At 55.9% G+C, this 24,251-nt stretch carries 22 protein-coding genes and 1 pseudogene; 12 read left to right on the plus strand and 11 right to left on the minus strand.

Annotation, left to right across the window (positions count from 1 at the left end; all coding sequences use genetic code 11):
• Positions 1-123 precede the first annotated feature (123 nt).
• Positions 124-501, plus strand: coding sequence for a DUF423 domain-containing protein (locus ACT3UM_RS06520; protein WP_498897178.1), 378 nt, complete (start codon positions 124-126; stop codon positions 499-501).
• 42 nt (positions 502-543) lie between these two features.
• Here the strand turns inward: ACT3UM_RS06520 and ACT3UM_RS06525 are convergent, their stop codons facing one another.
• Complete coding sequence (locus ACT3UM_RS06525; RefSeq protein ID WP_498897180.1) at positions 544-1,155, minus strand: nucleotidyltransferase family protein; 612 nt, start codon at positions 1,153-1,155, stop codon at positions 544-546.
• Complete coding sequence (locus tag ACT3UM_RS06530) at positions 1,145-2,134, minus strand: XdhC family protein (RefSeq protein ID WP_498897182.1); 990 nt, start codon at positions 2,132-2,134, stop codon at positions 1,145-1,147. Before ACT3UM_RS06530 ends, ACT3UM_RS06525 begins: the two co-directional genes overlap by 11 nt.
• Before the next feature lie 207 nt (positions 2,135-2,341).
• On the opposite strand from ACT3UM_RS06530, the gene ACT3UM_RS06535 reads away from it, so the two are divergent.
• The 4 genes from ACT3UM_RS06535 to ACT3UM_RS06550 are packed head-to-tail and all read left to right on the plus strand — an operon-like array spanning position 2,342 to position 6,037.
• Positions 2,342-2,902 carry a 2Fe-2S iron-sulfur cluster-binding protein gene (locus ACT3UM_RS06535; RefSeq protein ID WP_498897184.1) on the plus strand — a complete coding sequence of 187 codons (561 nt, stop codon included), beginning with the start codon at positions 2,342-2,344 and terminating at the stop codon, positions 2,900-2,902.
• A complete protein-coding gene (locus ACT3UM_RS06540) occupies positions 2,899-3,849 on the plus strand; it encodes an FAD binding domain-containing protein (protein ID WP_144809917.1) in 951 nt (316 codons plus the stop codon). Before ACT3UM_RS06535 ends, ACT3UM_RS06540 begins: the two co-directional genes overlap by 4 nt.
• Before the next feature lie 3 nt (positions 3,850-3,852).
• Positions 3,853-4,170, plus strand: coding sequence for a hypothetical protein (locus ACT3UM_RS06545; RefSeq protein ID WP_498897186.1), 318 nt, complete (start codon positions 3,853-3,855; stop codon positions 4,168-4,170).
• Positions 4,136-6,037 carry a molybdopterin cofactor-binding domain-containing protein gene (locus tag ACT3UM_RS06550; RefSeq protein WP_498897187.1) on the plus strand — a complete coding sequence of 634 codons (1,902 nt, stop codon included), beginning with the start codon at positions 4,136-4,138 and terminating at the stop codon, positions 6,035-6,037. Before ACT3UM_RS06545 ends, ACT3UM_RS06550 begins: the two co-directional genes overlap by 35 nt.
• A gap of 115 nt (positions 6,038-6,152) precedes the next feature.
• Here ACT3UM_RS06550 and ACT3UM_RS06555 read toward each other — a convergent pair whose 3' ends face one another.
• Positions 6,153-6,908, minus strand: a complete 756-nt coding sequence (locus ACT3UM_RS06555) for a glutaredoxin (protein WP_498897189.1) — start codon at positions 6,906-6,908, stop codon at positions 6,153-6,155.
• A gap of 205 nt (positions 6,909-7,113) precedes the next feature.
• Here ACT3UM_RS06555 and ACT3UM_RS06560 point away from each other — a divergent pair, with 205 nt between their 5' ends.
• Positions 7,114-7,557, plus strand: coding sequence for a DUF411 domain-containing protein (locus ACT3UM_RS06560; protein WP_498897191.1), 444 nt, complete (start codon positions 7,114-7,116; stop codon positions 7,555-7,557).
• A gap of 12 nt (positions 7,558-7,569) precedes the next feature.
• Here ACT3UM_RS06560 and ACT3UM_RS06565 read toward each other — a convergent pair whose 3' ends face one another.
• Both ACT3UM_RS06565 and ACT3UM_RS06570 read right to left on the minus strand, forming a co-directional pair.
• On the minus strand, positions 7,570-7,986 hold the full coding sequence (locus tag ACT3UM_RS06565) for a PaaI family thioesterase (protein WP_498897193.1): 417 nt from the start codon (positions 7,984-7,986) through the stop codon (positions 7,570-7,572).
• A 68-nt stretch (positions 7,987-8,054) separates the two neighbouring features.
• On the minus strand, positions 8,055-10,229 hold the full coding sequence (locus ACT3UM_RS06570; protein ID WP_498897195.1) for a malate synthase G: 2,175 nt from the start codon (positions 10,227-10,229) through the stop codon (positions 8,055-8,057).
• A 232-nt stretch (positions 10,230-10,461) separates the two neighbouring features.
• On the opposite strand from ACT3UM_RS06570, the gene ACT3UM_RS06575 reads away from it, so the two are divergent.
• Positions 10,462-11,445 (plus strand): alpha/beta hydrolase, encoded by a 984-nt coding sequence (locus ACT3UM_RS06575; RefSeq protein ID WP_498897197.1) that lies wholly within the window; start codon positions 10,462-10,464, stop codon positions 11,443-11,445.
• Between the two features lie 107 nt (positions 11,446-11,552).
• Here ACT3UM_RS06575 and ACT3UM_RS06580 read toward each other — a convergent pair whose 3' ends face one another.
• Entirely contained in the window at positions 11,553-12,863 is a 1,311-nt protein-coding gene (locus ACT3UM_RS06580; RefSeq protein ID WP_498897199.1) for an esterase-like activity of phytase family protein, read from the minus strand.
• 219 nt (positions 12,864-13,082) lie between these two features.
• Between ACT3UM_RS06580 and ACT3UM_RS06585 the strand changes: the two genes are divergently transcribed.
• On the plus strand, positions 13,083-13,661 hold the full coding sequence (locus tag ACT3UM_RS06585; RefSeq protein WP_498897201.1) for an NADPH-dependent FMN reductase: 579 nt from the start codon (positions 13,083-13,085) through the stop codon (positions 13,659-13,661).
• Between the two features lie 109 nt (positions 13,662-13,770).
• Here the strand turns inward: ACT3UM_RS06585 and ACT3UM_RS06590 are convergent, their stop codons facing one another.
• From ACT3UM_RS06590 to ACT3UM_RS06610, 5 genes and pseudogenes are all read right to left on the minus strand, one after another.
• Positions 13,771-14,031, minus strand: a complete 261-nt coding sequence (locus ACT3UM_RS06590) for a HigA family addiction module antitoxin (RefSeq protein WP_498897205.1) — start codon at positions 14,029-14,031, stop codon at positions 13,771-13,773.
• A 161-nt stretch (positions 14,032-14,192) separates the two neighbouring features.
• The gene (locus ACT3UM_RS06595) at positions 14,193-14,924 is read right to left on the minus strand and encodes a hypothetical protein (RefSeq protein ID WP_498897207.1); all 732 of its coding nucleotides are present in this window, start codon (positions 14,922-14,924) and stop codon (positions 14,193-14,195) included.
• On the minus strand, positions 14,924-17,914 hold the full coding sequence (locus tag ACT3UM_RS06600; protein ID WP_498897209.1) for an HsdM family class I SAM-dependent methyltransferase: 2,991 nt from the start codon (positions 17,912-17,914) through the stop codon (positions 14,924-14,926). Before ACT3UM_RS06600 ends, ACT3UM_RS06595 begins: the two co-directional genes overlap by 1 nt.
• Before the next feature lie 8 nt (positions 17,915-17,922).
• Positions 17,923-18,378, minus strand: coding sequence for a hypothetical protein (locus ACT3UM_RS06605; RefSeq protein WP_498897211.1), 456 nt, complete (start codon positions 18,376-18,378; stop codon positions 17,923-17,925).
• Positions 18,379-18,460: 82 nt separating this feature from the next.
• Positions 18,461-19,123: pseudogene (locus tag ACT3UM_RS06610) on the minus strand (ATP-binding protein); the annotation flags it as partial.
• A gap of 141 nt (positions 19,124-19,264) precedes the next feature.
• On the opposite strand from ACT3UM_RS06610, the gene ACT3UM_RS06615 reads away from it, so the two are divergent.
• Genes ACT3UM_RS06615 through ACT3UM_RS06630 form a run of 4 tightly spaced genes read left to right on the plus strand, consistent with a single transcriptional unit; the run spans position 19,265 to position 23,835 of the window.
• The gene (locus ACT3UM_RS06615) at positions 19,265-19,945 is read left to right on the plus strand and encodes a TnsA endonuclease N-terminal domain-containing protein (RefSeq protein ID WP_120386061.1); all 681 of its coding nucleotides are present in this window, start codon (positions 19,265-19,267) and stop codon (positions 19,943-19,945) included.
• Positions 19,938-21,866 (plus strand): TnsB C-terminal domain-containing protein, encoded by a 1,929-nt coding sequence (locus tag ACT3UM_RS06620; protein WP_231657764.1) that lies wholly within the window; start codon positions 19,938-19,940, stop codon positions 21,864-21,866. The genes ACT3UM_RS06615 and ACT3UM_RS06620 overlap by 8 nt, the downstream gene beginning before the upstream one ends.
• Positions 21,863-22,747, plus strand: coding sequence for a TniB family NTP-binding protein (locus ACT3UM_RS06625; protein ID WP_027957960.1), 885 nt, complete (start codon positions 21,863-21,865; stop codon positions 22,745-22,747). Before ACT3UM_RS06620 ends, ACT3UM_RS06625 begins: the two co-directional genes overlap by 4 nt.
• Positions 22,747-23,835 carry a TniQ family protein gene (locus ACT3UM_RS06630; protein WP_120386063.1) on the plus strand — a complete coding sequence of 363 codons (1,089 nt, stop codon included), beginning with the start codon at positions 22,747-22,749 and terminating at the stop codon, positions 23,833-23,835. The genes ACT3UM_RS06625 and ACT3UM_RS06630 overlap by 1 nt, the downstream gene beginning before the upstream one ends.
• The last annotated feature ends 416 nt before the right edge of the window (positions 23,836-24,251 follow it).

A 24,251-nucleotide genomic window follows, 5' to 3' on the forward strand; every position in this document is an offset into this window, starting at 1 on the left:
TCATTCGTCGTGGCAGTTCGTGCTCTAAGGTATTCTCTATTGTAGCGGTTTCGCGCCGCGCAAGGTAAGCCGTAGCAGCAATAGTGTGATGGGTATCAACCATAATCGGAGCAGGAGAGCGGCGTGCAACGGATGGATAAAGTGTGTTGGTGCGTAGCGGCGCTGTCAGGCGCCATGATGGTGATGCTGGGTGCCTATGCAGCCCACGGCCTGGCGGCGCGCACGACCGAAGCGATGGTAAGTGCCGTGGAAACCGGCGTGCGTTATCAAGCGTGGCACACGTTGGCCATTATGATCGTATTGGTATGGCGCCAGGTACATCCGATATCGGGTCAGCGCTGGGTGCTAGCGCTATGGACACTGGGAGTTGTGTGCTTTTCCGGCTCGCTCTACTTAATGGCCTTGGCTGGGCTAAGCCTCGGTATTGTGACGCCGATTGGCGGACTGCTACTGATGGCAGGCTGGCTGGCACTTGGGGTGGTGGTTGTGAGAGCACGCTAGGGCGCGCGTTTTTACCTTGTTTCAGGCGTTAACGCTTAAGGTTTATTGAGTGCGCTTGTTTTCGGCGAACACTATGTCCTCTGGCGCGTCGATATCGATAAGTATGCCGTCGTCTTGGACGGCATACTCCCGGTACTGCGCCGTGTGGCGATGAATAACGCCTTTGGCGCCGTCATCGCCGCTTAGTGCTTGAAGGGCTGGCCAGAGTGCGCGCCCGAAAATAACCGGATGTCCTGGTTGGCCCTTGAAGCAGGGCCTAATGATGGTGTCGCGAGTGGCTAGCCGCTGTAATGCCCCCAATGTGCCTTGCTGAATCCAGGGCATATCGGCTAATAAAATGGCTACTGCCTCGACGCTGTTAAGACGGGCGTCGCGGCTAAGGGCGCTCACCGCCTCGGCGAGACTTGCCCCCAACCCAAGATGCGCCTGATGAAGCCGAATCAGGGGCGTGTTGTCTGCAAGGCCTAGCAACGTCGCATCATCCTCTTCGCGTATCGCCACGCGCAGCAGAGGGAAGGCTTGCTCCGCATTCGCGACTGAGGCTGCCAACAGCGAGCGTCCGTCGACTAAGGGGGCGCAGCGCTTGTCACTTTCGCCAAAGCGGCGTGAGTAGCCAGCGGCCATTACCAAGGCGACGACATTGCTAGAGCTCATGGAGTGCTTTTCCGTGCTGCACTCGGACGATATCCGCCATAATCGAGAGGGCAATTTCCGCAGGGGTTTTGCTTCCTAATGCTAGACCAATCGGCATATGCAGGCGCTCGACCTGCTCTTCGGTCAGCCCACCTGAGCGAATCAGCCGCTTCATCCGTTCCGCAGAGGTGCGCCTTGAGCCCATCACGCCTATGTAAAACGCGGGCGTGCGTACCGCTTCCATCATGGCTAAGTCATCAATGCGAGGGTCATGGCTGAGCGCAACAATGGCGGTGGCGTCGTGGCAGCCGTTGGCGGCCAGATATAGGGAAGGCAGTTGCGTCTTGACCGTGACCCCTGGAACATCAAATGCTTGGCAGGCGGTTTCATCGGGGTCGCAGACAATCACCTCAAACCCTAACGTGGCAGCAAACGACGCGGAGGCGCTGGAAACGGGCGAAATACCAGCGATAATTAGCCGCCGCGCAGGTGTAAGCCGCATGCTTACCCGATCTGGTGTGCCCTCTTCACGGGGCCAGATCACGCGAGGCCCCAGCGTGGCATCGTCGGTAAAGTAGCGGGTGCCTGTGTGAATATCGACATGGCGCATAAGCGGGTGCTGGCCTTCAAGCGTCGCTTTCAGCGTACCAAGGTGCTCCCGTATCTCCGGCGTGGCGGGTAGGCGCTCAACCAGCACCTCTAGAATGCCGCCGCAGGGCAGCGTGATATGCCCGGCCTGTGCATTGTCTGCATCGCCGTAGCGTATAACGACCATTGGGTTTTCAAACTGCCCCTCCGCTAGGCGCTTAATGAAATCATCCTCCACACAGCCGCCAGAAAGCGACCCCAGGTGGCTGCCGTCCCTGATTACCGCCATCCAGGCTCCAGGGGCGCGGGGCGATGAGCCAAACGTGGAGAGCACGGTGCACAGCCAGACCGTTTCACCCTCCCGCGACCAGGTAAGCGCTTGATCGATAACCTGCAAGTCCAAATGCTGCATTTCAAACGATTCCAGTAGTGAGCAAGCGGCATCCACTGCCTCTTTTGCATGGATAGACGTGTCATAGCGTAGCGCACCTGACGCATCTAGAGGCTTTGTTTTACTGGGTTTGGTGAGAGATTTGGGCTGCTTGGGGTAATCGTGACTATGCTAAAGGTCTTATGGCACTAAATAAGCGATAGCAACGCGCAAGGAAGGCATATAGCAATGAACTCCTCTAATAACGTCGAAAGACACCCCAAGACCGTGAACCCTAATAGCAGCACCTTTTCACTAACCGTCAATGGCGAAAGCCATACGTTAACGCTGGATAACCGCACAACGCTGCTGGATGCCCTGCGTGAGCATCTAAAGCTTACAGGCACCAAGAAAGGCTGTGACCATGGTCAATGTGGTGCCTGCACGGTGTCGGTGAATGGCGAGCGCATCAACGCCTGCTTGTCCCTTGCGGTGATGCATGAAGGCGATGATGTTGCGACTATCGAAGGGATGGGAGAGGTCGACCATCTTGATCCCATGCAGCAAGCCTTTGTCGATCATGACGCTTTCCAGTGCGGCTACTGCACGCCGGGGCAGATCTGCTCGGCCAAGGCGGTGCTTGAGGAGATCCAGGCGGGGCTGCCAAGCCACGTTACCAACGATCTGAATGCGCCTATCGAGATAAGCGATGCGGAAACCCGTGAGCGCATGTCGGGCAACCTTTGCCGCTGCGGCGCCTACGCCAACATTCTCAAGGCCATTAACCAGGTGGCGGAGGCGCGCTCATGAAAGCTTTTTCTTATGAACGCGTCAGCGACCCGGCCCAGGCGGCAGCGCGTGCGGCGGAAGTGCCGGGCGCCAAGTTTATTGCGGGCGGTACTAACCTGCTGGATCTGATGAAGCATGAGATCGAAACCCCCGGGCACCTGATCGACGTATCGGGCACGGGTCTTGACGATATTACCCCGACGGATGAGGGCGGCCTGCGCATTGGTGCGCTGGTCAGCAACACCGCGCTCTCGGCGGATGCCCGGATCCGCAAGGATTACGCGGTGTTGAGTCGGGCGCTTGTCTCGGGTGCCTCGGGCCAGCTGCGCAATAAAGCCACGACCGGCGGCAATCTTTTACAGCGCACGCGCTGCCCCTATTTTTATGACACTGGTATGCCCTGCAACAAACGTTCGCCTGGGGCTGGCTGTGCAGCGCTGGGTGATGGCGCAACGTCGCGTCAAATGGGCGTCATCGGCACGTCAGACGCGTGCATTGCCACGCACCCTTCGGATATGGCCGTTGCCCTGCGCGTGCTGGATGCCGAAGTGGAAACCGTGACGTCATCGGGTGAAACGCGCCGCCTGACGCTGGATGAGTTTTACCAGTTGCCCGGCGATACCCCGGAGATAGAGAACGCGCTGCAAGCAGGTGAAATGATCACCGCCGTGCGGCTACCGCCCCCTGTTAAAGGTCGCCATGCCTACTACAAGGTGCGCGACCGGGCTTCTTACGCCTTTGCGCTGGTATCCGTTGCGCTGATTCAAGCCCCCGATGGCACCGGGCGTGTGGCACTGGGGGGCGTGGCGCCCAAGCCTTGGCGCCGTGCTGAAGCCGATGCGCTGTTACCCCAGGGCGCATCCGCCGTCATGGCCCGCTTACTGGACGGGGCTCGTCCGACGCATGAGAACGCCTACAAGCTTACCCTCGCAGAGCGAACGCTCGCCGCGCTGCTGGCTCAGGAGTGACCCATGGATTTTAATCAATCAACGGAAGATAACCTGTTCGACCGTGCCCGTATTATCGGCAAGCCGCATGTACGAATCGACGGGCTCCTTAAGGTAACCGGCAGCGCGCCCTACGCTTACGAGCGGCATGACGTAGTGGCCAACCAACTGGTGGGTTACCCCGTGGGCGCAATAATTGCCCGGGGAAAAATCACCCATATGGACGCCTCGGCTGCCCGCGCTGCACCCGGCGTGGCCGCCGTTATCACCACTCTGGAGTTTGAGCCGCTGGCGCGTGCCGACAGCAATGTGGCCCACCTGTTCGGGGGGGGCCACCGTTGAGCACTACCACCAAGCGATTGCTGTAGTGGTCGCCGATACCCTGGAGCAGGCGCGTGGTGCGGCTTCATTGATTGAGGTGCGCTACGACGAGACGCCGGGCGTGTTCGATCTTGAAGATGCCTGGGCACGCTTACAGAATACCGGCGAGCCGGCCGCCAATGTAGGCGATGTGGAGGCGGCGTTTGATGCCGCACCGGTGACACTGGATGAAACCTACCGCACTGCTTCGCAAAGCCACGCCATGATGGAGCCCCACGCTTCTATCGTGGACTGGTCGGATGGCGGTCAGATGACGGTATGGACATCGAATCAGATGATCGAATGGACACGCCAGGCGCTCGCTACCACCTTCGAGATCGACGCTGACAGGATCCGCCTGGAAAGCCCTTACGTGGGCGGCGGCTTTGGCGGCAAGCTATGGCTGCGCGCTGACGCGGTGCTGGCGGCACTTGGCTCGCGGGAAACCGGTCGGCCGGTCAAGGTGGCCTTGCCGCGCCCGATGATCTTCAACAACGCCACCCACCGCTCCGGCACTATTCAGCGACTGCGTATCGCGGCCGGATCAGATGGCAAAATCACCGTCTTCGATCACGCCGCCGTTTCCCATACGCTGCCCGGCGGCAGCGGTGAAGATGCGGTCAATCAGACTCGTTGCTTCTACGCGGGCGAAAATCGTCGCATGGCCCACCATCCTATCGATATGGGCCTTCCTGAATCGGCGGATATGCGTGCCCCGGGGGAAGCCTCGGGGCTCGCGGTGCTGGAGATCGCCATGGACGAGATGGCGGAGAAGCTCGGCATGGACCCGGTGGAGTTCAGAGTTCTCAACGACACCCAGGTCAATCCCGAAGAGCCATCGAAGCCCTTCAGCGAACGCCACTTTGTGGAGTGCCTGCGCAAGGGCGCCGACACCTTCGGCTGGGCTGAACGTAACCTTAAACCGGGCGGCCAGCGCGAAGGCCAGTGGTTGATTGGCCACGGTATGGCCGGTGCCTACCGCGGTGCGCCCACCCTGACCTCGGGCGCGCGGGTGCGCTTGCAGAATGGGCGACTGATTGTAGAAACCGATATGACCGATATCGGCACCGGTTCCTACACCATCCTGACCCAGACAGCCGCAGAAACCATGGGCATGGAGATGCAGGACGTAGAGGTACGCCTTGGCAATAGCGCCTACCCGACCTCCTCCGGCTCAGGCGGGCAGTTTGGAGCAGCGAGCTCTACCGCTGGCGTTTACGCCGCCTGTGTAGCGCTTCAGGCGAAGATCGCCAAGCACCTGAACGTTGACGAGGCGCGCTTTGAAAATGGCCGCGTTGCCGCCGGGCAGATAGATATGGCGCTGGCCGACGTGGCCGATGGCGAAGAGATTATGGCTGAAGATTCGATCAACTTTGGCGACTTTAAGGACAAGCTGGAGATTGGCACCTTCGCGGCACACTTTGTTGAGGTGGCCGTGCATGCCTATACCGGGGAAACCCGCGTGCGACGTATGCTGGCCGTGTGCGATGCAGGGCGCATCCTCAACCCCATCACGGCGCGCAGCCAGGTGATTGGCGGTATGACCATGGGCGTGGGGGCTGCCTTGACCGAGGGCATGAGCGTGGATACCGAGCGCGGTTTCTTCGTTAACCACGACTTGGCAGGCTACGAAGTGGCGGTGCATGCGGATATCCCCGAGCAGGAGGTCATCTTTTTAGACACCACCGATGCTGCTTCATCGCCGCTAAAAGCAAAAGGTGTTGGGGAACTGGGCATCTGTGGCGTAGCCGCCGCGATTGCCAACGCGATCTACAATGCTACTGGTGTTCGGGTGCGCGAATACCCGATGACACTGGATCGAGTAATTGCGCAGTTACCCGCCGCGTAAAACCTCGGGGGGTTGGCGGCTAGTCTGAACGCTATGCCGAGGGTCGAAAGCATTTGAACCCTCGGCACGGTCCTAAGCCTTTTTTATGCCACGCGTTGCTCTGCCATTTTGCTATTTACGACAACAACATCCGCAGCGGCATCCACAGCCCCATGGCGATCATTACCAGGTTTTCGGTTAGCGACACAAAACCCAACGGCACATTGCTGTTACCGCCGACGCAGGCGCACTTAAGCTCACGTTTGTCGATATACACGGCTTTAAACACGGAGACCGCCCCCACCGTACCGACAAACAGCGCCAGCGGCGCGGCCAGCCAAATCAACGCCCCGGCTAGCATTAAAATACCAGCAAGCGTCTCGGCGTAGGGGTAAAAATAGCTATAGGGCACGTAGCGTTGAGCTAACAGGTCGTAATTCAAAAACATACTGCTGAAGCTTTCGACATCCTGCAGTTTTTGCAAGCCCAGCAGCACCATCGCCGTAGCAACGGCAAACTCGGGCATGCGCACTGTGAGCAGTGTGCCTTGGGACGCCCAGCTAATCGCCAAACCGATCAGCAGCGCAGTAGCAAAAATGGCAATTACCGGACGATAAGTGGTTTCTTTTGCATTGGGCACGCTCATTCCCAGATGCTCACGCAACTCTTCATAGCCGCCGATGCGTTGATCACCGATGTACACCTGGGGCGTCGTGTCGACGTTTTCCTGTTGCTTGAACGCGTCGATTTCATCGCGGGACGTTAAGGTGTGGTCGTCGACCTTAAAGCCTTTGCGTTTGAGTAGGTCAACCGTTTTCAAACCGAACGGGCATATATGCTCGGCGGTTTTCATCCGGAAAACCTGTGCGCTTTGCGATGTTGATGATGCCATGGCAACCTCCCTATTTATGCCTTGATCAAGCCTATAAGCGTAGTGCCTGGGGTCGCCCATAGGTCAAGCTCAGGTTGGCAAGGCTTGACCTTAAGGTAGCCCATGGGTTGTAAACTCAAAGCATAAAATTTTTACTGTCGAACGCGACAGGTACCGCCTCGTTGGCTAAATATTTGTGTTGTCACTCACCTCATGGAGAGCGCTCATGAAACGTTTTACCGCTACGGTTTTATCTAGTGCTTTACTCCTAGGAGCCGCCTCGGCTCAGGCTGCGTTGCCGGATGAAGCCACGCTGTACAAGAATCCGCAGTGCGGCTGCTGTGACGAGTACGCCCGCCACCTTGAAGCGCAGGGTGTTGATGTGACGATCGTCGATGACGTTGAGCTAAGTGAGATCAAACAGCAGGCAGGCGTCCCCTATGGTTTGGGGTCGTGTCATACCATCGAAATAGGCGACTACTGGCTTGAAGGCCATGTGCCGATGGAAGCGGTTACCAAGCTGTTTGAAGAGCAGCCTGACATAGATGGCATTGGCCTGGCGGGGATGCCCATCGGTACGCCGGGTATGCCGGGGCCTCAGAGTGAGCCCTATAACGTTTACGCCTTTAGCGACCAGCAAGATGAGCCGTTTATGACGTTGGCACCGTAAGTGGCGTTCGCTTCAAGTCTTATCCGGCAGCGCATAGCTGGCGGTGACGTGCACCACGGGGCGCGTTTCATCGCTGGCTGAGAATAGCTGTACTTCGCCCACCGCTAAGCGGCGGCCGAGTTTGATCAGCTTGGCGTGGGCGATAATGTCGTGATCGCCGGAGGCTGCGCGGAGGAAGTGGCAGTTTAAATCGCTGGTCACCGCCATCGGCTCTGGGCCAATTTGCGCTAAAATAGCCACGTACATAGCCACATCCGCAAAGCCCATCATGGTGGGCCCGGAAACCCGCGGGCCGGGGCGCAGGTGCTCGTTGCCTATCTTCAAGCGCAGGTTGGCCGTCATTTCACCCACGCTCTCTATCTTACCCATCCGCTGGGGAAATACTTCATCCAGAAAGTGTTCGATTTGCTCGGCAGTCATTACGGTCATTGTTTTTTTCCTTTCATAAAAAAGCCCCGAGGCATAAGCCTCGAGGCTGATTACACCGTAAAACGATCTTACTTCGCTTTATGCACCTGACGCCACTCGTGCAGTAGCGGCTCGGTGTAGCCGGAAGGCTGTACGCGGCCTTTGAAGATCAGGTCGGAGGCGGCTTTGAAAGCGGTGGAGCCTTCAAAATCGGCGCTCATGGCGGTGTAGGTGGGGTCGCCTGCGTTCTGCTCATCCACTACCTTGGCCATGCGCTTGAGGGTCTCTTCCACCTGCGGTGCATCGACAATGCCGTGGAGCAGCCAGTTAGCAATGTGCTGGCTGGAGATACGCAGCGTGGCGCGGTCTTCCATCAGGCCCACGTTGTGAATGTCCGGCACTTTTGAGCAGCCCACGCCGTGCTCTACCCAGCGTACTACGTAGCCCAGAATGCCCTGGCAGTTGTTATCCAGCTCTTGCTGCTTCTCCTCATCAGACCAGTTGGCATTTTCCGCCACCGGCACGGTGAGTAGGTCGTCCAGATAGTCGGGTTCGCCCAACGCTTCCAGCTCACGCTGAACGTCGGTGACGTTGACCTGATGGTAGTGCAGTGCGTGCAGCGCCGCCGCCGTAGGAGAGGGCACCCAAGCAGTGTTGGCACCCGCTTTCGGGTGGCCAATTTTCTGCTCCAGCATGTTGTGCATCAGGTCAGGCATGGCCCACATGCCTTTACCGATCTGGGCACGACCGCGAAGACCGCAGGCAAGACCCACTTGCACGTTGCTCTTCTCGTAGGCCTGAATCCACGCGGCGCCTTTCATATCGCCCTTGCGCACCATGGGGCCCGCTTCCATGGCGGTATGCATTTCGTCGCCGGTACGGTCGAGGAAGCCAGTATTGATAAATGCTACCCGTGAAGCGGCCTCGGCAATACACGCCTTGAGGTTAACCGTGGTGCGGCGCTCTTCATCCATGATGCCCATTTTTAGGGTATCGCGGCTCATGCCCAAAATGTCTTCAACGCGGCTAAACAGTTCGTTGGCGAAGGCGACTTCTTTGGGGCCGTGCATTTTCGGCTTAACTATATACACAGAGCCAGTGCGCGAGTTGCGCGGCTGGTCAGCGTCTTTTTTCAGGTCATGCAGCGCCAGCAGTGAGGTTACCACTGCATCAAGGATACCTTCCGGTAGCTCGTTGCCTTTATCGTCCAAAATCGCCGGAGTGGTCATTAGGTGACCCACATTGCGCACGAACATCAGCGAGCGGCCAGGTAGCGTGACGCTGCTGCCATCGGTGGTTTGCCAGGTGCGGTCGGCGTTAAGCTTGCGGGTAAAGGTTTTACCGCCTTTTTCGATCTTCTCTTCCAGATCGCCCTTCATCAGGCCCAGCCAGTTACTATAAACGCCCACCTTATCTTCTGAATCCACCGCGGCTACGGAATCTTCGCAGTCCATAATGGCGGTCAGTGCAGCTTCCACCACCACATCTTTAACGCCTGCCGGGTCGGTTTTGCCGATAGAGTCGCTGGGGTCAATCTGAATTTCCAAGTGCAGGCCATTGTTACCCAGCAAAATGGCGTCGGGTTTCGCCGCTTCGCCGCTAAAACCAATTAGCTTGCCGGAATCCTTAAGGCCGGTTTCACGACCGCCTTCCAGCGTCACCACCAGGTGCTCATCACGAATGGCGTAGTTCACCGCATCACGGTGCGAACCAGTCGCCAGTGGCGCCGCGCGGTCAAGTACGCCACGGGCGTAGGCAATCACCTTGGCGCCGCGCTTCGGGTTGAAGCTGGTGCCTTTTTCGGCGCCGTCGTCTTCGGAAATCGCATCGGTACCGTACAGGGCGTCGTAAAGGCTGCCCCAGCGGGCGTTCGCCGCGTTCAACGCATAACGAGCATTGCTCACAGGAACAACCAACTGAGGCCCCGCTTGAACGGCAACTTCACGGTCAACGTTGGCGGTGGTCGCTTTAACGTTAGCCGGCGCTTCTGCCAAGTAGCCAACCTCTTTTAAGAAGCGGCGGTATCCCGGCATATCGGTCACTGGGCCGGGGTTTTCCCGGTGCCATACGTCGAGTTTCTCTTGCAGCGTGTCGCGCTCTTCAAGTAATTGACGGTTTTTGGGTGTCAAATCATGAAACAGGGCATCCACACCGGCCCAAAAGGCATTTTCATCGACACCTGTTCCCGGTAGCGCCTGCTCATTGATAAAACGATCTAAATCGGCTGCCACCTGTAAACGGTGGCGCGTGATACGCTCGCTCATGGGGTTTCTCCTGTGAGGATGCCCGTGGGCACTCTGTTCTTTAGAACATGGTTGGCCACGGGCAGATTGAAATGCATTTATGGAAAATAATTCCACACCTGCTCGGGCATGTAAACAGCGTAGACCCTAATGCGCTAAAATGCTCGACCAAATGACTAGGCATTAGGTGTTGGGAGCGCGACCCATCTGCCGCGCCTAGGCCAACGGACAATGGCGTTATGGAGAAACATCAATGAGTGATTTCCAACATCTGGAAGGCTTGTTTCGCCACGCCTCGGGCGATACCGCCCTTAGCCGCTTGTTGCCAGGGGAAATATTGGCAGACGCCATGCAAGGCTATTTCCACCACTATGGCTTAGAAGCACTGCTGTTAGATACCAGTGAAGTGCACGCAGGCTTTATCGATACGGGTCGCTTTGCGCTGTGGTGCCAGGTGTGGAGCCCGCCGCGGCCGGTGGGCACCGCCTTTGTGGTACACGGCTATTTCGATCATATGGGGTTATATCGCCATTTGCTTGAACGACTGCTGGCTAAAGGCTGGCGAGTGGTGCTGTGGGATCTTCCCGGCCACGGCCTGTCCAGTGGTGCGCGGGCAGCAATAGAAGATTTCGATGATTACCAACACTGTCTGGCCCATTTGCAGACGACCCTAAAGAGCCAAGGCATGGCGCCTGAACCGTGGTTAGGGGTGGGCCAGAGCACCGGTGGGGCGATTCTGGCGACCGATGCACTCACCCGCCGTGAGGCGTCCGGCTGGTCGGGTTTGGTGCTACTGGCGCCCCTGGTGCGGCCTTGGGGATGGAGCCAAACCAGCTGGTTGCACTTGATTGCCAGCCCGTTCTTAAAAGAGTTGCCGCGCAAATATCGGCCTAACTCCACCGACGAGCAGTTCACCGAGTTTCTACGCGAAGGTGACCCGCTGCAGCCCGAGCGTTTGAGCGTTGCTTGGGTGAGTGCGATGCGCCGCTGGATGCCTCGCCTGCTGGCGCAGGAGCCCAACCCACTGCCTACCCTGATACTCCAAGGCGAGCAGGATTTGACCGTCGATTGGGAGTGGAATTTGGCGATTCTGGCAAAGAAGTTTCCCAATGCTGAAATTCATCGTCACCCGGAAGCTCGGCATCATTTAGTCAATGAGTCCGATGCCATTCGGGAAGAGCTGTTTGAAGCGCTGGATAATTTTGTAGATGGGTTTGTCGAGAGTGCTAGCAAATAGGTTTCGTAAAATATATCGGTGAGAGACGCTCTCTAAGCGTTACGGGCACAGAATAAACGCCGCTGAGAATTTATTCTGTGCTTCACCTACCTATGTTCACACTCACCTTACTGGGCGTTCAGGAAGTCCTCCACATCGAGCAGGATCAGCTCATTATCATCGGCTTGCCCCTGCTGGCGGCCAATCGAGAACGGGTAGTTATTGTCATTGGCGACCACGATGGTGCTCTCATCGACACGATCCACGTTCTCAATGGTCACAAAGGGAAAGTTAAAGGTGCCGTTGATCGTGCCACGGGGGGCGATGCCGTCTGGATCCTGGATGTCCATCAGGTCGATATAGGCGATTTTTTCAAGCACACCCTGCTCATTTGTGCGGTTGAGATCGACGAGATAGATGCGTTTGAATTCGGCAGGATTATCTGCCCACGCTTCTCGCGGATCGCCCTGACGGCTATCTCGCTCGATGATTAGGCCGCGGGTACCGCCGATAAGATTGAAATCGCCGATGGCGTGATCCGCTGATTCCAACGGGTAATAGCGGGTTGTATCGCCCCATTCGCCGGTTTCAGTATCGAGCTCGAACATTCGTAACACGGGTGTGTCATCAATGGTTTCCGGGGCGTTGGTGTTGCTGTCCCAGATCGGTTTTTCCAGTAAGGGGTAGAGGGTTGTTTGGTCTTCGGAGAGCGCCATGCCCTCGTAGCCGCCGGAGCGAAACACCACCACATCATCAGCGAGAGGCGCGCCAGGATTAGGGGTGAGGGCAAAGGCATTGTCGGGTGAGCGCATTAGTTTGCCGCCTGGGTCTGTGGCCAGCACCTGCAGCACCTCACCTTCGTTATCGACCTGGATAATCCAGGGGCCAAACTCATCGCCAATCCAGTAGCTATCGCCCACCGGCTGTATCGATTCAATATCAAAATCAGCCCCGGTTAAAAAACGACCAGGAGTGGCTTCATTCATAATCGGGAAGGGCACCTTGCGGTTGGGATCCGATAGTTGAATGGTCTCCTCAATGATGACACGCCCAGTGTCCCAGTCAGTCTTTATGATGTTAAACATCAGAATGACGTCGGAGGAGTTCGCCTTGGAGCCAAAGCCGTTATCGGTCAACACCAGGAAACGGTCATCGCCAAGTGAGCGAATACCAGAAAAACCCTGCAGAGGCTGGCTGGGGAAGGGTAGCGCTAAGCCGGTGGCTTGCACATTGGTGTAGAGCTGCTCAACGCGGCCCTCTTGGCCAGTAAAACGGCCGGAGACGTTGTAGTGCTCAGCGGCGCCGGAAGGAGCCGCCACAAAGGTGCTGCCGGGCAGTTGGGAATGGCCAGTCAAGGTGGCAGGAAAGACCTGCTGGGCGTGAGCCGCACCGGCAAACCCAAAGGTCATTAGCGCAGTGGCTAGTAGTGGTTTTATCATCGCTATTTCACCATTTAAGAAGGGGGAGTGATTAGGGCTGATTCAGCTTTCGCTAATTCTCCGCGGCAATGGTGATGATTGAGTGACAATGAGTAGACGTTTTAATGGCAGATAGTGCCCAGAATGAGCCTGACCGTTCATTAGCCAAAAACGCCTTGCCTATCAGGCGTAAATGCTAAAAGGTGGAGTTGTTCAAATACGTTATGAGAGGAAAGAGTAATGGCGTCATCGGTCAAAAAGGTACTGGTATTTGCGGGCAGTGCCCGAGAAGCGTCACTGAATAAGCAGCTAGCCAAGCTGGCCGCCAAGCGTATTGGGGCGCTTGGCGGGGAAGCCACCTTTATCGATTTAAAGGATTACCCCTGCCCGCTGTTTGATGAAGATATCGAAGCCCAGGGCATGCCGGAGAATGTGCTGAAGCTGCGTGAGATTCTGGCGGATCACCAAGCAGTGATGATCGCCTCGCCGGAGTACAACGGCTTTATCACCCCGCTGCTGAAAAACACATTGGATTGGCTGTCACGACCCTATCAGGATACGCCGGGGCTTGGGTTATTTGCCGGCAAGTGGGCAGCGCTGGTGTCGGCTTCCCCGGGTGGGCTAGGTGGCATCCGTGCGCTGCCTCTTGGTCAGCAACTGTTAGCCAATCTGGGGTTGGTCGTGCTGCCACAGCCATTATCGCTGGCAAAAGCGGGCAGCGCTTTCAACGATAGTGGCGCGTTACACGATGAAACCACGGGGCAGAAGCTGGATGCGCTGTGTCAACGCCTAGTGGATTCACTGGCCGCCACGCACTAACCGCCCAGTGGCTTGCGGGGGCTTACGCCGAAAGCATCCTACATAACTGGCGGCAGCCGATGGCTTCAATGTAGGTACGGTTGTTCGAGTCGTTAAATGAGATAGTTGGTCACGCCACTTGGTGACGGCGGGCTTCTTCTAGGTCGTAGGCATTCTGCAAACGAAGCCAGTAACCTTCGCTTGTGCCGAAGACCTGTGATAATCGTAAATCAGTATCTGCGGTAATCGCGCGGCGACCCAAGGTAATTTCACCAATGCGGGTCGCTGGGACGCCCATCTGCTTAGCCAGCGCATTCTTACTCAGCGCCATTGGCTGCATGAAATCTTCGTACAAAATTTCACCTGGGTGGATGTTAGGAAGTTTGGCCATTTTGTCACCTCTCTTTATGAGTGGTAATCGGCTATTTCAATTCTAAGCCTCCTTCAGCATTTGATCCAGTTGCCGGTAGCCAATCGCCTCGATATAAAGCCTGTGCTTAAGCCAAAATGGATGCAGGGAAGTGGTCGCGGAAACTCTGCGGCCATCCCTGCCTAAATCTTACATCGAGTAAATTCGCAGGGTTTTTCGGGTGTCAACCAAAGATGGTGAAGGGTAATCGGTTGGCTTGGTGTAGGTGCCGATGGCGTTGTACTTTTGCGTTGGTGAGTGCTGCAATACACCTCGTCCCCATGTCCCGTCTTACTTACATAGGCTAGCTCTTCATGAACACGGTAGCTTGCTTTTCCAGCATCGCTGCCCAGTACATACGCTAAACCGTCGGGCAAAGGACAGATATTACGAACATACCCAAGCATGATGGCGCGATCTACCGCCCAAGCATAATCTTCCCTGACAAAACGGCTGATACCTGCCTTGCAATAGGTACTACCAATCGGATGAGTCGAATCGATGGGCTTGCACTCGACGAAGATGGCTGCCATCGCACTGCTTCGCGTATTCAACTGGCCTCTTAATGGACGGAAGGCGAGATCGGGCTGGTTATCGCGCTTGTCTCCTGCTCGGTTAGCCAAATTGCCTTCCCGAACAGGGAGCTGAAACAGTGAAAATCCTCGAATAATGTCCGGCTCATTAGTGTAGAGATCATCCAGAATCATGTAGAGCCGTTCGGTGATCGTATCTTCCTCTTCCCCGCAGATGGCAAACTGTCCTTCAGCGACCTGCTCAAGCAGAATGCGCCAAGCGTGGGCAAGGGCATTCTGGGCCACCACCATCAGGGACATGGGTATCGCGCAGGGACTTTCGGCCGCTCCACGCCCTGTCATCAAGCCTCGCATTGCTGACTGAGCTCCTCTAAGCGCGCCCCAAATTCCCAGATCAGCTCCGATGCCAATAGCCGGGCCTGACTCTGCGTCCAGTAGCGGTAGCGGTTGAGCAAGCCCACGATCAAACTGGGCCGGTCAGCGCTCAGCAAGGTAATTCGGCTAACACCGAGGCCTCCCGCCTGGTCGGCCCACTGTGCGGGAAGTTCAAGTGGCGGGGGGGCACCCTCCAAATCGATGGAGAAGAAGCGCCAAGGCAGAGCCTTACTTTTGCTGTTTAGCACTTGCACCCGCACACTATGCCCACCTAAATCAAAGACGGAGGCTAGCTCTTTTTCCAGGTTATCGATGAATGTTTGGGCCTGCTGCTCCGTAATACGAGCTAGCCCCCTGTTGCGAGCTGAGGCGTAGGGGGCATTGATTGCCAAAGTATCGGACACGACTTGCTGATCACTTGACGACAATCCATAGAGTTGCGCCACGGTACGATCTAGCATTGGCCAGTCAGGTTGATTGTCGATCAGTTGCTGAGCGCAAGTTGCGATGGACTGGTGCTGCTCCTTTGACAGGGTATCTGGTGGAATAAATGGAAGACGATCAACATCAATTTTCTGCTGTGCCTCTCGTTCAACACCAAACTCTCCGCTAGTCATTAAAGTCACGTATTCAAAAAGCCTGCTGTGAAGCACTACTAGCAAATAATGCGTAAGAAACGCCGAAAACGGATGATGAGCAGCTGAATATCCATAGTAAGATTCAGAGAATGCTACATCACTAGTGCTCAGCAGTGCCCTGCCCCGGGAACGATCTTCACGTATAGCCTTTCTCATCAAAACTAGAGGAGCTTTATAAATTTCGGGCGACCTTGTACGGTGAAGTCCGCGTGGAATATAGCGGTCAAGCGACTGATCGAGCACCTTGAATGGGTGCCAGTCATAATCTGCCTGTAATTCAGGCTTTCCTTCAAGGAAGGAATCGTCTTGGGATCGGCTGGCCACCTGAAAGCCTTGGCTTTTGAACAATCCTGAGCTTTCCTTCCAATAATCGCCTATCGTAGACTTCGCGCGCTGTTTGATCTTGTTGACGATGGCCACATCCAGCACCGTGCCGCGATACAGAGTCTTCAGTGCAGCTGGGGTGCTCGTCACCAGATGAAAAGCCACTGGATTAGCATCACTGGCATCGACCCTTAACAGCCCCTTATCATTCAAATTCGGTTCATAATGGGGGCTAACGAAGACGAACTGATCATCAGGTTCCGGCAGCACATTGTCTGCAAACAGCAAGCAAAACGGCTGATCCACACTGGGCCATACCTGAGTTTGCCGCAAGGCGGCGCCGTTGAGTATGCCCGTTACCTTCAGCGCTTCGAACAATGCATTGCGGGCAGCAATGCCCTTTGGAGACTGCTTGAACAGCCAGCGCCCAGCCAATGCCAAGGCAATGCGACCACCAGGCTTGGCCCACGCCATGGCTCCCCACACAAAAGGCAGGTCAGGTACACGATCCGGATTATGGTAACTGGCAGCAATCTCCTCCAAATCGCGCAGGGCAGCCACTTCACGGCACCGCTGGGTAAAGACGCGATCAATGGCGTTGTATTGCGCTGTCAGGCTCGTCCAGGGAGGATTGCCAATCACTATATCGAAAGCGTCGCGGTAGTGATCAAACACATGGTCACCCAGGCTTCCTGCCATGGGCACCAGTTCATCGGCTTGACTGCCAGGGTCGGCGACATCAATCAGGGCGCTGCCTTCCAGCTTCTTGAAGCGCAGCGCTTCCACCGGCGCCGGGTGTGGGTCAAGCTCCAGCGCGGTGAGGTACAGGGCTAATGCCGCAAGGGTACGCGCATGGCCATTGGTATCGAAGCCTGCCAATTGATGATGGAGAATATCCCTGATTTGCTCACGAGACGGCCGCTCGCCAGTTTCACGAAAGCGCAACTCCACCAGCTTGCGCAACCCCGACACCAGAAACACGCCAGCCCCACAGGCTGGATCCAGCAGCCGCGCTTTCGAACCTACTGGAAGCTCGTGAAACGCCTCTTCTACCATGTATTCGGCGATATGGTAGGGCGTGTAATAAACACTGGTGGCGTGACGTGCTGATTGATCAAAACGGTGGATCAACTCTTCATAGGTTTCGCTCAACAAGCCGATGGGGAGGTGATCGAAATCCAGATCGCCCCACTCCAACTGTCGTTGTGACACCCCAGGTTCAATGGCGGTATCCAGCGTCAAGATCGCACTTAGGGGCTGCGTGACAGCCTCCCCGTGTTGCTGAACAAGCTGGCGAAAATAAGCGATGTAATCCGTTGCAGGGAGTGCGAGAAGATCGCCATTAAAGGTGTCATCCAGCCAGTGATTTGTCTCTGCCAGTACGACGTCGGAGTTCATGCAGGCATCCAGCGAGGCAGCGCTGGGCGCGATTTGGGACAGATGGTCGGGCAGTACGATCTTACGCCCAATCAGGTAGCGCAGGAACAGCGCCCGCCCGGTCAGCGCGATGGCCTCGTCGGTGGATACGCCAAGGGCACGCAAGGCCTCTCCTGCATCAATCATCAATTTGAGTAGCACATCGCGTAGGCGTAATGTGGCGGGCGGTGCTAGGTTTTCCCCCTGCGCCAGCCGGGGAAGAATACTGGGTGCGTCTTGAGAATCCCGCGAAAACCAGACGGGTTCGACATCAGCAACAGGCTGCAAATCGGTGGCATAAATATCCAGCCGGCCCGGCTTTAATACCCCCAGCCAAGCTGGCTCACCACGCATGGCCAAAATGCGTTGAAGAGCAGCAATCGGCGTGTCGTCGCGACGAAAACGGGTTTGGTCGACAACATAGAGCAGCGCCTGAGATTGCTGTTCAACCACGGAGTCGACTAATGGTGTGTGTCGATTCCGGATTAAATCAGTATATCTCAGGCGGCGAGCATCTTGATCGTTGTGCAGGTCGACGCAGCTCTCGCTGGGTGCACCGAATGCTTGTAACAAATCCATAAGCCAGCCTATTGGCGCCCCGATTTCACGTCCGAGATTAAAGAAAGTTCCTGTTGCGGTGGTGTAAAGCCCAGATAAAGATCGATACGCTCGCGTTCCTTAGCCATATCAATCACCCAGCCTGAGGTGGCAATTCTCTGCCCCTGTACCGAACGTACAGCGCCTTCATCCCTCGGGAGGAAGACCCACTCCTCCATAGGCACCTGACGCGGTGTGCTGACATAGTGATGGATAGCGGCTGATATGCGGCCAATGTTCCCGCGCCTCATGCCAAAATCATCCTCAAGCGTCTGCAAAATGGCAAACGTCAGCAAATCGGCTTTAGTAAAGCGTCGCGCACTTCTCTCACGTGTTGGCCTTTCTGAAAAGGGGGGCAACTGCGCCCATAGGTGGAGCCTTGAGCGGTTAATATCCCCTAGGGCAGCACATACATCCTTAGCAGTGAAAGTCTTGGTCGCAGGCATGCTCTACTCTTTGTTCTAAATTTAAAGCAAAACTGTTTATATTATAAAACAGAAGTGTTTCGCGCGATACCAATCAGAGCAATTAAGCCCCTTTCAACATCCGATCCAACTGCCGATAGCCAATCGCCTCAATCAGGTGCGGTTGGGTGGGCTTGGGTTCGCCCTGAAGGTCGGCAAGGGTAAGGGCTACGCGCAGTACGCGGTGATAGGCGCGGGCGGAGAGTTTAAGCTTTTCGAGCACGCCCGCGAGCCAAGCGCGCTCTTCATCGTTAAGCGCGCAGGCGGCTTCCAGGGCTTTGCCGCTTAACTGGCTATTCAGCGCGCCACGGGCCATTTGGCGTTCTCGGGCGGCCATCACCCGCTCACGCACGGCTTCTGACGACTCGCCTTGGGTTTGTGCGGTTAGCTGCTCTGGCGGCAGCGCGGGCACTTCCACTTGCAGATCGATACGGTCTAGCAATGGCCCGGAAAGCCGTGCTTGATAACGCTGGATTTGGCTGGCGGTACACTGGCAGCGCTGGCGTGGGTCGCCTAAGTGGCCGCAGGGGCAAGGATTCATGGCGGCTACCAATTGAAACTGAGCTGGGTATCGTCGTTCATGGTTGGCGCGAGCTAAATGAATTTCTCCAGTTTCTAGCGGTTGCCGAAGTACCTCCAGCACATGGCGGGAAAACTCCGGTAGTTCGTCCAAGAACAGTACGCCGTGGTGAGCAAGGGATATCTCGCCGGGTTTGGGTTTTGAACCGCTGTCATTTTCAGCAATTGATGCGACCCTCAGGGCGTAATATCGGGCTATTATGGTAGTCTGTACAGGATTGAGTGCGACAGAATTAATAGCAATTGATGCGACAGGCCTTGTTTTATTCAACATTTGGTGCGACTACCCATGCCACTGCCTACATCCGTTCGTAAAATCGGCCCTACCCGACGAAGTGTGTCTGGCTACTATGCCTTTCGCGGGGAGGAGTCTATTGCGTTCGAGTCGACGCTCGAACGTGATTTCCTCATCAAGGCTGACTTTGATGTGAGCGTCCTTGGTGTGATTTCCCAGCCGTGCGAGATCCCGTTTCATCATCCCGTGACCGGTAGGCGCTACACCTACACACCTGACTATTTGGTTTATTACCGTCTCGGTAACCGTCATTACAGGGATTACCCAAAACCTCTCCTGGTGGAGGTCAAACCACGGGAAAAGTGGCAAGCACATTGGCGTGAATGGTCGCCTAAATGGAAGGCGGCGATGCGGCATGCCAACAACGAGGGCTGGGCGTTTCGCATTCATGATGAAAGCCGCATTCGTGATAAGACCTTGGACAACATTACCTTCCTAGCGCGCTATAAGCGGATGGTGTTTCCCTCTGTCGAAAGCCAGGCAGTCCTCAACACGGTGAGGGAAATGGGGGTGGCGACCTTGGATTACCTGCTTTCTCGGTACTTTATGGGCGATATTTACCGGGCAGAGGGGATTGCGCATTTATGGCATCTACTGGCGACTCGGCAGTTAGATTGCGATATGGCCCAATCCTTCAGTCCTCTATCAGAGGTATGGGTACCCGATTATGAATAACCATCGTGGCAGCGCAACTGAACCCAATAACGGCGTCGCCCAAACACGCCAACACTTGCAGATTATGGTGGGTGAGCAGGTTCAGAAAGATGGCACCGTTTACCGAATTTCCCAGGTGCTCGATTTTGAGACAGTCATTGGCATTGCCGTTGAGTCCGGGCGTAGTTGCCCGCTTCGCATCAAAGAACTAGCGCCTCTCAATAGCGGGTCCGTATCCCCTGAGCAGGATATGTCCGAGATTGGGGATGCCGATTGGCGGGAGGCCGAGCATCGCTTTTCCATCATTAAGCCCTTGGTGGATCGCCATACGGTGGGGCGGGATGCAGCGGAGGAGCGTGCTAAACAAACGGGGGTTGATACGGCTACGATCTACCGTTGGTTGAAGCGGTATAAAGCGACGGGCTCGGTGCTTGCATTAATTCCTCAAAAGCCAGGGTGGAAGAAAGGAAAGTCGCGTATCCCCGCGCATGCCGAGGCGGTGATTCAGGAAGTCATCAAAGAGGTGTATTTGACGCTGCAGCGTCCGTCCGCACAAAAAGCGGTACAGGAAGTCATGCGGCGCTGCCATGAGCGGCGCATCGACCCGCCGAGCCCTGGTACCGTTCGTGCTCGTCTGCGCGACATCCCAGAGCGCGACCGATTGCGTGGGCATGGCTTTAGAGAAAAAGCGATTAATAAGTTTCAGCCGGCGGCCGGAAAATTTCCCAATGCGGACTATCCGTTAGCCGTCATGCAGATTGACCACACGCCTGCCGATATTATTTTGGTCGATGACGTATATCGCAAACCGATTGGCCGTCCATGGATTACGCTGGCCATGGACGTGTGTACTCGCATGGTCACGGGGTATTACTTATCGTTTGACCCGCCCTCTGAAACATCTGTCGGCATGTGTGTGGCGCACTCCATGCTTCCTAAAGATGAGTGGTTGCTACTGCATAATGTGGAGGCTGAGTGGCCGGTATGGGGCACACCCGCCACGATTCATGTCGATAACGGCCCAGATTTTCGCTCTGAGACGTTTAGGCGCTCATGCCTAGCCTATGGGATCAACCTTGAGTTTCGGCCTGTTAAGCAGCCTCGTTACGGTGGCCACATTGAGCGGGTGCTGGGGTCTCTTCTCAAAGAAATTCATAACCTGCCTGGGACGACTTTCTCCTCCATTAAAGAGAAAGAGGGGTACGATCCAGAGAAGCACGCGGCCATGACGAAAAGCGAGTTTGAAGAGTGGCTGGTGACGTTGATTTGCAAGGTTTACCACCAGCGCCTTCATTCTGGGATTGGTATGTCGCCGATGAAGAAGTGGGAAATTGGTGTGTTTGGCAATGCGGATGTGCAGGGAGTGGGATTAGCGCCGAGGCCTGCTGACAGGCTCTCTGTATTGCTCGATTTTTTGCCCAGCTTTCAGCGTACGATCCAGACCTTTGGTGTGACCATCGATGGCATAAACTATTACGATGAAGCGCTAAGACCTTGGATCAATGCCAAAGATCCAGACATGCCAGACAAGAAACGCACCTTTGTTTTCCGGCGCGACCCTCGCGACATTAGTGTCATTTGGTTCAAAGACCCGGAGCTCGGGCACTATTTTCGCGTGCCCTTTGCCAATCTTGCCCTCCCCTCGATGAGTGTTTGGGAGTATGCCCAAGCTAAAGCGCGCCTTCGGCAGGAAGGAAGAAACTCGGTCAATGAGACTGAAATTCTACGCGCTATTAGTGAGCTGCGAACCCATGTGGAGGAGTCGCAAGCACGTACTAAGCGAAGTCGCCGTCAGGCACAACGACGTAAAGAGCATGAGAAGAAGGTGACGCCTGCAGATCCCCTTTTACATGCGCCCTCAACTGCGGCCCCTAAAGAGACACCCGCTCAAGGGGACGGTCTTTTAACGGGTGATATCGATGTGAACTGGGACATAGCATGAGCACACACCTTCATCCTGATCTTCGTCACGTCTTGGGGCTGTCCGCTAAAGAGCGAATGGAGTTTATGGATCAACCGCGCTGGTTGGGCTATCCATTGGCCAATCGTGTCATTGAGGTCATGCGTGGGTTGATGGAGAAGCCCAGTCGTCCTCGTATGCCTAACCTCTTGCTCGTGGGTGACTCCAACAACGGAAAGACAACCATCGTTCAACGGTTTCGTAAGCAGTACGGTGAAGGCTACGTGAATGAAGACGTAGAGCCCGTGAAGCCTGTTGTTGTCACTCAGGCTCCCCCGAGTGCCGATGAGAAAAGTCTGTATATCGCAGTGCTAGAGAGTTTCTGGGCTCCCTACCGGCCTACAGATCCTGTTCCCAAGCTGCGCTACCAGGTGATTCATCAACTGCGTGCTTGCCATACCCGCTTGTTGATCATCGATGAGTTTCACTCTCTGTTAACCGGTGGTGCTGTTAAGCAGCGCGAAACGATGAATGCCATTAAGCTTTTATGCAATGAGCTAATGATTCCCATCGTTGGTGTGGGGACGCAAGACGCTGTGCGTGTGCTGCATTCAGACCCACAGCATGCGAGTCGCTTTGATGTGGTCGCGTTACCAAAGTGGGAGCTCAATCAGGAGTTTCAGAAGCTGCTCGCTGGCTTTGAGAAGATATTACCGCTCAAACATCCTTCCCAACTGCATGAGCCCCAATTGGCGACCCAGCTCCACGCGATCTCTGGCGGCAATTTTGGCGACCTGCACCGGCTGCTGATTGAGTGTGCCAATGCCGCTATTTTGTCCGGGGCTGAGCGCATCGATGAGAAAATTATTCAGAGTAAATCATGGGTGCGACCTACCCGTGGCATTAGGGAAGTGATGCTGTAATGCCCTGGGCGCTGAGTGTGCCTCTGTTGCCTGAAGAGTCGCTTTCTTCATGGCTGGTACGGGCGGCGTTGAGACAGGGGTGTGATCCCTTGTCGCTCACTGGGGCTATCTGGCCAACATGGCGTATATGGACAAGGGATATTGATAGGGAAATTCCCCTCGTAAGAATGCGCCCATTAGTCAATGCATCGGGGATATCGTCCGCTGAGTTTCAGAAAGCTGGGATGCGGGACGATTGTGAGAAAGTGGCCGGTTACTCATTACTGGAAACGCGGACTTGGCCCTGGTTGTTGGCACTCGGCAGCCGAAATCGAACTCGCCATGGAGGACAACAGATTTGTGCATTGTGTTTGGCAGAGGACTCAGCCCCCTACTTGCGCCGACACTGGCGATTCGCTTGGCACACTGGGTGCCGCTTTCATGGGGTGCAACTGATAGATGAGTGCCCGGTATGCAAGGCCCCTATAGAGCCTCATCGCCTGTCAGCAGAAGATCAACATTTAGCTCAGTGCAGCCGGTGTTATAACGATTTTAGAAAGGCGGTATGCACGTCGCCTTTACCAGAAGCGTTCAGTTTCCAAGTGATGGCTGATCGTGCTTTAACAAGAAGCAACGTGACGTTTAGGGAGGCCCCTATCGCACCCGCCGATTGGTTTTCTATGGTGACCTTCTTTGTTGGCGTTGTTCGGCGTGCAAGTCGGCGGCCTGCGTCACCCCTCGCAGATGCGCTTCTAACATTGGGCATTTCGATGACGGATAGCCAAATGCCTGTGTCTGGGTTGGCGTTTGAGCTGCTGCCTGTCAACGAGCGTTGTGCTTTATTAGCGGCGGTGGAGCGTTTGCTCAGCATAGGCGTTGAAGAAACGTTTAGCGCTCTGGTCGCTTGTAATGTCAAAACGAGCGCGCTTCATGATCCCCGAAAGTCACCCCCCGTTATGTTGTTGCCGTTGTTATCGCGGTTATCTCATCACCCCCATGGGCCGCATCGCCGCCGTGCTCTACCGGCTCATCGCCCCATGTCGGAACGCGCAGTGAGAGCCTCATGGGCGCGCTTAAAACGGAGAATGAAAGCGGAGCCAACCTCTTGAAGCAACACAAAACGGTCGACTGCGATGAGTGTGGTCGAGAAGTCTCCAAATTGTGGCGACGCCATAAAGGGCATGGTTACTGTTCAACTTGCTATGCTCGTGTGTTTAAGCGGCGAATGTGCCCACGATGTGGTGAGTTAGCCCGTCTGCCTAAGAATGACCCAGACGCCGTCTGTCGTCAGTGCAACGTCGACAAACCGTGTGCACGATGTGGAAAAGCCCGTTCAGACTACAACATCGGCAAGGTCACTCCCTACGGCCCTGTCTGTATCGCCTGCGCTCCCTATTTCAAAGAACCAGAGCCCTGCGAGGCGTGTGGGAAAGCATCTCAACGTCTTACCCGAGTGGCGCGTATGGGGCATGATCATCGCTTATGTCCACGCTGTTCGACAGCAGACCACGGTACCTGTTCTGCA

It is taken from the genome of Halomonas sp. AOP13-D3-9, assembly GCF_052379125.1.
Classification (GTDB): domain Bacteria; phylum Pseudomonadota; class Gammaproteobacteria; order Pseudomonadales; family Halomonadaceae; genus Vreelandella.

Excerpts from the sequence above, each read along its gene's own strand:
- ACT3UM_RS06525 (WP_498897180.1), bottom strand. The coding sequence starts at position 1,155 with ATGAGCTCTAGCAATGTCGTCGCCTTGGTAATGGCCGCTGGCTACTCA.
- ACT3UM_RS06530 (WP_498897182.1), bottom strand. The coding sequence starts at position 2,134 with ATGCAGCATTTGGACTTGCAGGTTATCGATCAAGCGCTTACCTGGTCG.
- ACT3UM_RS06535 (WP_498897184.1), top strand. The coding sequence starts at position 2,342 with ATGAACTCCTCTAATAACGTCGAAAGACACCCCAAGACCGTGAACCCT.
- ACT3UM_RS06540 (WP_144809917.1), top strand. The coding sequence starts at position 2,899 with ATGAAAGCTTTTTCTTATGAACGCGTCAGCGACCCGGCCCAGGCGGCA.
- ACT3UM_RS06545 (WP_498897186.1), top strand. The coding sequence starts at position 3,853 with ATGGATTTTAATCAATCAACGGAAGATAACCTGTTCGACCGTGCCCGT.
- ACT3UM_RS06550 (WP_498897187.1), top strand. The coding sequence starts at position 4,136 with ATGTGGCCCACCTGTTCGGGGGGGGCCACCGTTGAGCACTACCACCAA.
- ACT3UM_RS06555 (WP_498897189.1), bottom strand. The coding sequence starts at position 6,908 with ATGGCATCATCAACATCGCAAAGCGCACAGGTTTTCCGGATGAAAACC.
- ACT3UM_RS06560 (WP_498897191.1), top strand. The coding sequence starts at position 7,114 with ATGAAACGTTTTACCGCTACGGTTTTATCTAGTGCTTTACTCCTAGGA.
- ACT3UM_RS06565 (WP_498897193.1), bottom strand. The coding sequence starts at position 7,986 with ATGACCGTAATGACTGCCGAGCAAATCGAACACTTTCTGGATGAAGTA.
- ACT3UM_RS06570 (WP_498897195.1), bottom strand. The coding sequence starts at position 10,229 with ATGAGCGAGCGTATCACGCGCCACCGTTTACAGGTGGCAGCCGATTTA.
- ACT3UM_RS06575 (WP_498897197.1), top strand. The coding sequence starts at position 10,462 with ATGAGTGATTTCCAACATCTGGAAGGCTTGTTTCGCCACGCCTCGGGC.
- ACT3UM_RS06580 (WP_498897199.1), bottom strand. The coding sequence starts at position 12,863 with ATGATAAAACCACTACTAGCCACTGCGCTAATGACCTTTGGGTTTGCC.
- ACT3UM_RS06585 (WP_498897201.1), top strand. The coding sequence starts at position 13,083 with ATGGCGTCATCGGTCAAAAAGGTACTGGTATTTGCGGGCAGTGCCCGA.
- ACT3UM_RS06590 (WP_498897205.1), bottom strand. The coding sequence starts at position 14,031 with ATGGCCAAACTTCCTAACATCCACCCAGGTGAAATTTTGTACGAAGAT.
- ACT3UM_RS06595 (WP_498897207.1), bottom strand. The coding sequence starts at position 14,924 with ATGACAGGGCGTGGAGCGGCCGAAAGTCCCTGCGCGATACCCATGTCC.
- ACT3UM_RS06600 (WP_498897209.1), bottom strand. The coding sequence starts at position 17,914 with ATGGATTTGTTACAAGCATTCGGTGCACCCAGCGAGAGCTGCGTCGAC.
- ACT3UM_RS06605 (WP_498897211.1), bottom strand. The coding sequence starts at position 18,378 with ATGCCTGCGACCAAGACTTTCACTGCTAAGGATGTATGTGCTGCCCTA.
- ACT3UM_RS06615 (WP_120386061.1), top strand. The coding sequence starts at position 19,265 with ATGCCACTGCCTACATCCGTTCGTAAAATCGGCCCTACCCGACGAAGT.
- ACT3UM_RS06620 (WP_231657764.1), top strand. The coding sequence starts at position 19,938 with ATGAATAACCATCGTGGCAGCGCAACTGAACCCAATAACGGCGTCGCC.
- ACT3UM_RS06625 (WP_027957960.1), top strand. The coding sequence starts at position 21,863 with ATGAGCACACACCTTCATCCTGATCTTCGTCACGTCTTGGGGCTGTCC.
- ACT3UM_RS06630 (WP_120386063.1), top strand. The coding sequence starts at position 22,747 with ATGCCCTGGGCGCTGAGTGTGCCTCTGTTGCCTGAAGAGTCGCTTTCT.